The organism is Microcystis sp. M015S2, from assembly GCF_020245945.1.
In the GTDB taxonomy this organism is placed as follows: domain Bacteria; phylum Cyanobacteriota; class Cyanobacteriia; order Cyanobacteriales; family Microcystaceae; genus Microcystis.
Map to the genome: position 1 here is coordinate 1 of NZ_JADBTX010000103.1, position 7,276 is coordinate 7,276.

A 7,276-nucleotide genomic window follows, 5' to 3' on the forward strand; every position below is an offset into this window, starting at 1 on the left:
AATTAGTGCGCTAATTTTAGAAGTAATAGAATGGGAGCAATCAGGGGAAGTAATTGACGTTATAATTAGCCATAGTTTTCCGTCAAAATTCGATTTTGTCTCTTAAAACCCTGATTAATCGGTTTTTAGAGCTAATTTTGAATCTTGGTCTAATCTGCCTGTCTTCCTTGCTGTGACTGACTTACAAATTTTTGGAGATGTCTAATAATCATTAAAATATTTCTCGCCTCCTCATCTGAATTGAGAGATGATAGAGAACAATTTGAAATATTTATCAACCGTCAAAACAAAGAATATATAAAAAAGAGAATATTTTTAGAATTAGTTGTCTGGGAAGATTTTATCGATGCTATGTCAGCAACGCGCCTACAAGATGAATACAATAAAGCGATTACAGAGTGCGATATTTTCGTCAGCCTCTTTCATACTAAAGTAGGTATATACACTGAAGAAGAATTTACCAAAGCGTGGGAAACCTTTAAAGTAAATCGTCATCTGTGGATTTATACTTATTTCAAAGATGCACCCATCAATGCGAGTCAAATTAGTCCAGAAATTATGACTTTGTTGAATTTCAAGAAAAGACTCCATAATTTAGGACATTTTCATACTAGCTATGCTGACATTAACGACCTGAAATATAAATTTAGCGAACAACTAAATAAGATTATGCCAAAATTAGCAGGGGAAATCGAGCCTGCTTTTCATCAAGAACAGCAAAACAGCAAAGAGCAGGAAGTAAAACAAGCACTGAAATCTCAGATCCAGCAGTTAGAACAACACTTAGAACAAGAGCAAGAAAAACTAACAGAAAAAGAAGCAATAATTTCTCAGTTGCAAGAACAAATAAAGCAGCTACAGTCTCCTTCAAAAATTGTTTTAACAGGAGAAGAAAGTGAGAAAGAATCGACTACACTAAACTCAATGACTTACTAGCAGCAGGTAAGTGGAAGGAGGCTGACCAAGAAACAGCTAAAGTTATGTGCCGGGCAGCAGGAATAGAAAAGGAAGGCTGGCTAGACACAGTGTCTATCAACAATTTCCCCTGTGAAGATTTACGAACTATTAACGGACTCTGGCGGCACTACAGTATGGGTAAGTTTGGCTTCAGTGTCCAGAAAGAAATCTATGAGAGTCTCGGCGGCACGATAGACTATCGTGAGGAAGTGTGGGAAAAGTTCGGCGATCGCGTCGGCTGGAGAGATGGAGGAGAATGGATGGCATACAATGACCTAATACCAAATTTCAAAATATCTGACATACTCAATCCTCTCACCGTAAGGCTTTGAGCATTCTGATCTATGACAAGGGTTTTGAAAAATGGTATAAGCTTTAATTTGGAGTCAGCACCCCAAGCGCACCTCCCCGTGTGGCCAGAGTGGTTCCGTTTGAAGGAGTGGAACTCTATGCTGCAGTTTGGCGGGAGGAACGGCCTGGCAAGGGGTGACGGGTGTAGGTATCTCTTCTCTCGCGCAGAGACTTGTGGTTTGCTCAAGCCCATATTTTAGGTCGCTAGTTTAGATTTGTCCGTAGCTACATCATTTCAATTTTCCTCTTGCCAATCGCTCTGCTTGACCGCAGGTTTTTTTCTTAGTTTTTCCGAGAGCTTCAGCGATTTGGCGGTTCTACAATTAAAAGAGAAAGTTTGCTCCAAGAAAACCATGCAACTAGAAGAATACTTTGAAGTTTTTGAGCCAGATGACATCCGCATTAAAGGACATCGCATTGGGATTGAGGATGTCATCAACTACCATTTAAAAGGTTATACTTCCCAGCAGATTCTCCAAGAGTTACCCAGCTTAAACCTAGAGAAAATTTACGCTACTCTCACCTATTACTACCAAAATAAGCCCCAGATAGATGCTTATCTTCAGCGCCTCCGTGACTGGCAAGAAGAACAATACCAACAGTGGTTAAATACCGAGCCATCGCCCCTGATTCAACGCCTAAGACAACTGAAACTAAAACGGAAACAGCAAGAACTAAACCTCGCATGAGAATCCGGTTTTTGTTATTTGTTAGATGAAAACTTATCCCCAGACCTCAAAATATCTCTGTTACGATTGAATCCTAATCTCGATATTTTGCGAGTAAGTGAACCCGATGCACCACCCCTAGGAACTTTAGACCCAGAAATCCTAGATTATGTTGCGTCATTTCAACGGTTATTAGTTACCAATAATCGTCGCAGTATGCCTGGACACCTCAAAAACCATTGGGATAAGGGGGGACATATTTGGGGTTTACTGTGGTTGCGCCCCAGTGCTAATTTAGAAATCTGGGTAGAAGAATTATATCTAATTTGGGAAGCATCTGAAGCAGAAGAATGGATTGACCGAGTTGATTGGATTCCCTTTTAAATCTTCGCTATTTTTCGATCTTGCGTGCGATTGCGTCCAGCCTTGCTTTGATTCCGGTCATCCATTGGTTAAACTCGGCCGATTGCCGGTCGATAGCTTCCTTCCGTAGCCTTATCTCTGCGGTTGTTTTTTCGTGGGCTTCTAACCAGGTATTCAGTTCTCATCATTGCCTCAAGTATCTACGGTTTGCTGAATAAATCTAAAAACCTTGTTGGATAATATCTTGAGGCTTTTTTGAAATCAAAAAGTTCCGGGCCTGGGAGTGATCGGGGGGAAAATTTAGGCACTTTTTCCCTGAAAATTAGGTATAGTCATTTCAGATAAGTCTGATACACTCTAGACCAGTTAAACCCTTATGAACTCTGGCATTGATATTCTCAATCTTAATTGAAATGACTATAATTGGCCACCTCAAAACCAGTAAAACCCTACACCCCACACCCCACACCCTGTCCCCACGAAAAACTTTTTCAGCAGACCCTATCTAGAGCTTGCTGAAAAAGTTTGTTGGTGGGGTTAGGAGTCAGTAGCCGGTCGTCAGGCTTCGGCCGTGAGCTCAGCGTTCGACTGAGCTCACGCCGAGGTCAGAACGGAGTCAGGAGTTTCAGGCTTTGTTGCCCTCTTGTTTTCGTACCAGTTTATGTACTAAAAGAAAGATAATGCAAGGTTTTTGAAGGTCTCAATCCTATTTTCTGGCACTAACATCGGATTTTAACCGGTCAAAAGCCTTATTTTAAAAGGGTTTTACCATTATTCGTTCAGCCTTAATTAAGATTGGATGTGGGATGTGTGGGGAGTGTTATGACTCGTAAAGTAATTGCCTCAATTACAGAACGGGCTTATATTCTTGAGGTTTTGTCTATCGCCAAAGTTTAGAGAATCGGTACAAAAGTCTTACTCGATAAGCATTTCACGATTCCTTAAGCAAAAACTATTACACAAAGTCGAGAACAGCGGCAATTTACTACTAGAGATAGATATTTAAACGCATAAAACCTGTTATTTATAAGATTATAGCAATTTTCATCAGAATGAGACGTAGGCAAGGGGCTTAAGCTCCTTTTTAGCAAAACTTGTCGATACCTCAGTAACGCGAAAAGCGCTATAAAACGATGGTCTTATGAAGAATTGCAACATTTTCGGAGTTTCTCGATTCTTGCTTTCAACCAAATATCGAACCATCAACAATTAAACTTAACCCCTCTTAGTGGTGCGGAAAGCTTTTTTAAATCTCTCAAGAGACAACCAATGTCGTCAAAATGAGGGCTGAAACCCATTATCTTTCTAGTATTCAGATGCGCTATATCGAACAGCGTCTTACTGATAATCCTTTATTGATAATAGTTTTAGGAGTTTTCCGACCACCGAGCTTACCCCCCGGTAAATCGCCATGACAACATGGAAAATTTTGGGTCGTGTTATCGACCGTCAAACCCGTTTCGGTATTTCCGGACTCCGAGTTGAGGCTTGGGATAAAGACTTAATCTATGACGACTTGCTTGGCAGTGCTGTCACAGGGGAAGGCGGAGATTTTCAGATAACCTTCGACGAGTCCTACTTTCGAGAACTGTTTCTGGAGCGGCGGCCGGATCTTTTCTTTAAAATCTTTCAAGACAACGATCTAATCGAGAGTACGGAAGATTCTGTCCTCTGGAATATTGAATCAGGAGAAAATCAAATGGTCATTGAAGCGGAGCGATCGATCAGTCACGGACACAAACTCGGCTTGAGCGGCCCGATTAGAGTCACTTTACCCGTTGAAGTCGCCTATAATCTAGAAGCTTTGCAGGTCAGTATCGCGGAAATTATGGGTCGCGTGGGTTGTAAGCCCTGCTTTTCGGGGGCGGCCTGTACTTTCCTTCACGAGCGGGAATTTATCCTCGATCCCGAGCGCAAAGTCACGGCATTGAATCGGCCGATCCCGGAACTCATGGACAGAGACTTGGGTGCGCGGGCCGGTGGGGTGAGCGTAGTGCTAGATGCCGGGATTAGTAACGATATCGAACGGGTGAAGGAAGCGATCGCCAGTATTGTCGCCCGTCTCGGATGTTCCGCGTGTCACTCGGGATTCGATATCGCCTTTCGCAACGAGTTAGACCTGATTACCGTTGATAAAAAGTTGAATGTACAAGTATTTGGCAAAATCTAATTCTCGACTTCCGGAAATGGGCGTTGGGATTACCTATTCACCAGAACTAGAGCCTCTTTTAGAACAACGCCAGGAACTTTTTTCTGTCCTAGAAATCGAGCCTCAGACGATGTGGATCGAGACCGGGCAAGCTCCTCGACGCTACCGAACGCTAGAGAAAGTTTTCGAGCGTCTCGCTGGGCTTCCGGGAAAAAAGCTCGTCCATAGCGTCGGGATTCCCGTCGGCGGGACAGTTAGCCCCGATCGAGGGCAGTTAGAACTGTTGCGGCAGACGATCAACCGTCTCGGTTCGCCTTGGATGAGCGAGCATCTTAGCTTTAACGCGACCCCGGAATTCCACACGGGCTTTTTCTTGCCTCCCCTCCAAACACTAGAAGGAGTCGAGACCGCCGTTCGCTCGATCGGGGATCTTCAAACCGCTTTACCCGTGCCGATCGCGGTGGAAACCGGGGTCAATTACCTGCGACCCCGGCCCGGGGAAATGGAAGACGGCGAGTTCGTCGCCCGCGTTATCGAAACCGCCAATTGTGGGCTGTTGTTGGATCTTCATAACCTCTGGGCTAACCAACTCAACGGTCGTCAGTCCATAGAAGCTTACCTATCCCGACTTCCTCTCGATCGGGTCTGGGAAATTCATCTAGCGGGTGGCATGAAGTTGGGGGGTTTCTGGCTCGACGCTCATTCCGGGGAAATACCCGCTCCCTTATTCGAGTTGGCTAAACGGGTCATTCCCACCTTGCCGAACTTGAAAGCGATTATTTTCGAGATTTTTCCCTCTTTCATTCCCGTTGTCGGTCTGGATTTAGTCCGAGAACAAATAGAACGACTGCACGAACTCTGGGAACTTCGGAAACCCGGCCGCCCCTCCCAAGAAATCTCGTATCCCGTCCCGAAAACGAACGCGGGGGTATTCGGGGGTACTGCCGTTTCCCCGAGTAGATGGGAGTGGCTCTTAGGCAGTTTGGTGATCGGCCGTTCTCTACCGGACGAAATGGCACGAGAACTGACCGCCGACCCCGGAGTCCAAATTATCAACGGCCTGATTCAAGAATTTCGCGCTTCGATGATCGTCAACGCCATCAGGTTAACTTCCCGTCTGATGATGCTGGCTCTGGGTCCAGACATCTTCCGCGCTCTCCTAGCCGATTTTTGGTCGAAAACCCCGCCTCATCAATTCTCGACCACCGAGGTGGAAGCTTTCGCCGAATACTTGCTCGCTCTCGACCTTCAACTCCCCCAACTGCTAAAAATTCTGGAGTTCGAGCGATCCGTTATCGCCACGCTAATCGATGGAAAACCGCGTCTCGTTCGCTTCGACATCGACCCATTCCCCTTGTTACGCGCTTTAGCCGAAGGGCATTTACCCGATGTACCCAGCCAACCCGGTCAATACGAGATCGAGATCGCACCCGATGGACCGGTTGCAGTTAGTGGCGTTGATTTAGATTCCACGCGGTCAACTTTGCCTTTTCACTGAGGGCTTACGAGAATTCTGACTCTTCTGGTTTCTGTGTGGAAACGGGGTCTATACTGATAGTTTCTTCAGCAAAATAGCACTAAAAGTTTTTCCCAGTAAACATTTCACGATTCTATGATCAAAAATTATCACACAAAGTCGAGGAGAGCCAGAGATTTAATTGATTAGTTCGCTCTAGATCGAAAACAATTAACAAAAATCGCCAAATGTCTTTCTCTATAAGAGTTTCATTCCTTATAACCCTGTACGTTGCACAAGACAAACCGAAGAACCACAAGTTCTCTATTTAAATAAGAGAATTTTATCTGATTTTTTTCAAAATGAGAATTGCTGGGGTCGGTTAAATCTACTCGGTTGACGGTGGGAAATTCCGTCACCGTTACCGGTGAACATCCCAGAAAAGGACAGACGGGGGAGATAACCGCGTTGCCCAATCCCTATGCGGCCATTATCCTTTTTAACGATGGGAACAGGGAAATGTTAGGTTCGGACTTCCCTTCCCAAAAACCCATCGATGTGGCCGCTAAATTTCAGTTGACGCTCCCCGCTCTAAAGAGACGGGGATTCTTCGTTCATTGAGTCTCCGTTAGCAAGCAGGATTTCTCCAACCAACCAAGAGGGAATCTCTCCCGAAGCGTTTAGAGTTTGCGTGCGCCCCACGCTACTTAATCCCTTTTGCAAGATGTTTAAAGCGGCGTTTCTATCTCGACAATCTGTGTATCCACAATGAGAACAAACATGGGTTCGAGTAGATAGCGACTTTTGGACTTTTTGCCCACAATTAGCACAATCTTGAGACGTATTATGAGGTGAGACAGCTATAGTTAACTTGCCGTATTTGTCCCCAAAATACTCTAGCCATTGCCTAAAAACAGACCATCCTGCATCAGTTATCGACTTCGCTAAATGACGATTCTTGACCATGCCTTTGACATTTAAGTCGACCTGGGCGATTAAGTCGTTAGACTTAACTAAACGGAGTGCCACACTCTTGACAAACTCTTCTCGTTGCCTACTTACTCTTAAATGTTTCCGAGCATATCGCTTTCTAGCCTTGTGATAATTACGAGATTGTTTTTTACCCTTACGGTATTTCTTTGACTTTTTCCTGTTTAATCGGTTTAATTGTTTTTCAGCTTTTCTGTAATAGTTCGGACAATCAATTTGATGGCCTTCGCTATCTACTAAGAAAAACTTTAATCCCACATCAATCCCAGTGGTTTTCTGGGAAGGCGTTAAAGGCTTAACCGTGTCTCTGGGGTCTAATTTAAGGCAAAACTGCACATAATA

At 44.4% G+C, this 7,276-nt stretch carries 9 protein-coding genes; 8 read left to right on the forward strand and 1 reads right to left on the reverse strand.

Annotated features, from left to right (window positions below):
- Positions 1–240: 240 nt before the first annotated feature.
- The 8 genes from IM473_RS17945 (at position 241) to IM473_RS17980 (ending at position 6,565) form a co-directional block, all read left to right on the forward strand.
- Positions 241–936: a hypothetical protein gene (locus tag IM473_RS17945; RefSeq protein ID WP_287658965.1), complete on the forward strand. Its 696-nt coding sequence runs from the start codon at positions 241–243 to the stop codon at positions 934–936.
- A complete protein-coding gene (locus IM473_RS17950) occupies positions 906–1,289 on the forward strand; it encodes a GUN4 domain-containing protein (protein WP_287658974.1) in 384 nt (127 codons plus the stop codon). The genes IM473_RS17945 and IM473_RS17950 overlap by 31 nt, the downstream gene beginning before the upstream one ends.
- Positions 1,290–1,661: 372 nt before the next feature.
- Positions 1,662–1,997 (forward strand): DUF433 domain-containing protein, encoded by a 336-nt coding sequence (locus IM473_RS17955; protein ID WP_287658966.1) that lies wholly within the window; start codon positions 1,662–1,664, stop codon positions 1,995–1,997.
- Positions 1,998–2,015: 18 nt separating this feature from the next.
- Positions 2,016–2,360: a DUF5615 family PIN-like protein gene (locus IM473_RS17960; protein WP_287658968.1), complete on the forward strand. Its 345-nt coding sequence runs from the start codon at positions 2,016–2,018 to the stop codon at positions 2,358–2,360.
- A gap of 1,259 nt (positions 2,361–3,619) precedes the next feature.
- A complete protein-coding gene (locus tag IM473_RS17965; RefSeq protein ID WP_287658969.1) occupies positions 3,620–3,754 on the forward strand; it encodes a hypothetical protein in 135 nt (44 codons plus the stop codon).
- Entirely contained in the window at positions 3,751–4,509 is a 759-nt protein-coding gene (locus IM473_RS17970; RefSeq protein WP_287658970.1) for a transthyretin-like family protein, read from the forward strand. The genes IM473_RS17965 and IM473_RS17970 overlap by 4 nt, the downstream gene beginning before the upstream one ends.
- Positions 4,484–5,986 carry an MbnB/TglH/ChrH family RiPP precursor modification enzyme gene (locus IM473_RS17975; RefSeq protein ID WP_287690545.1) on the forward strand — a complete coding sequence of 501 codons (1,503 nt, stop codon included), beginning with the start codon at positions 4,484–4,486 and terminating at the stop codon, positions 5,984–5,986. Before IM473_RS17970 ends, IM473_RS17975 begins: the two co-directional genes overlap by 26 nt.
- Before the next feature lie 360 nt (positions 5,987–6,346).
- On the forward strand, positions 6,347–6,565 hold the full coding sequence (locus IM473_RS17980) for a hypothetical protein (RefSeq protein ID WP_287658972.1): 219 nt from the start codon (positions 6,347–6,349) through the stop codon (positions 6,563–6,565).
- On the opposite strand, the gene IM473_RS17985 is transcribed toward IM473_RS17980, so the two are convergent.
- Positions 6,536–7,276, reverse strand: a 741-nt coding sequence (locus IM473_RS17985; RefSeq protein ID WP_287690546.1) for an RNA-guided endonuclease InsQ/TnpB family protein, incomplete at its 5' end; no start/stop codon positions are given. The genes IM473_RS17980 and IM473_RS17985 overlap by 30 nt on opposite strands.

What these genes read in the sequence shown, in the direction of transcription:
- IM473_RS17970 (WP_287658970.1), top strand. Translation starts at nt 3,751, where the DNA reads ATGACAACATGGAAAATTTTGGGTCGTGTTATCGACCGTCAAACCCGT.
- IM473_RS17975 (WP_287690545.1), top strand. Translation starts at nt 4,484, where the DNA reads ATGTACAAGTATTTGGCAAAATCTAATTCTCGACTTCCGGAAATGGGC.
- IM473_RS17955 (WP_287658966.1), top strand. Translation starts at nt 1,662, where the DNA reads ATGCAACTAGAAGAATACTTTGAAGTTTTTGAGCCAGATGACATCCGC.
- IM473_RS17965 (WP_287658969.1), top strand. Translation starts at nt 3,620, where the DNA reads ATGAGGGCTGAAACCCATTATCTTTCTAGTATTCAGATGCGCTATATC.